The sequence below is a fragment of the Methanoculleus sp. DTU007 genome (genome assembly GCF_001512385.1).
Classification (GTDB): Archaea; Halobacteriota; Methanomicrobia; order Methanomicrobiales; family Methanoculleaceae; genus Methanoculleus; species Methanoculleus thermophilus.
Window position 1 is genome coordinate 1 of record NZ_LFRO01000030.1, and the last position, 361, is coordinate 361.

The window sequence follows — 361 nt, forward strand, 5'->3', positions numbered from 1 at the left end:
CTTCTGGGTTCTCTCAATCTTTGCCATTGTAATCACTCCTCTTTCGGCATGAAGCCGTATTTCGTCCGCAGCGTGTGGATGCGCTGGACGTACTCGATGTATTCGGCGTCGTCACGGAATGGAGTGCCCCCGAGCGAGTGGAAGATCGTCGTGTGGGCCTTGAGCCAGTTCTCGTCCATGGGCTTGCCGACGGCAACCGCACGGTCGAGAGGCTCGCCGATCTGGTTCTTGACGTAGCGGACGACTCCGTCCTCGCCAAGGACACTCCTCTGGAGCATATCGAACATCATGCCGTTCTCGGCAAGACGGAGCGAGTGACCGTGCACGGTCGCACCACGGATGCCGGTGCGGGCCGGGTCGA

The 361-nt window shown here is 60.4% G+C and carries 1 protein-coding gene; it reads right to left on the bottom strand.

Annotated features, from left to right (window positions below; translation table 11 throughout):
- Positions 1 to 32: 32 nt before the first annotated feature.
- Positions 33 to 361: coenzyme-B sulfoethylthiotransferase subunit gamma (gene mcrG / locus ACI94_RS02895; protein ID WP_286681074.1), on the bottom strand; the 329-nt coding region annotated here is incomplete at its 5' end.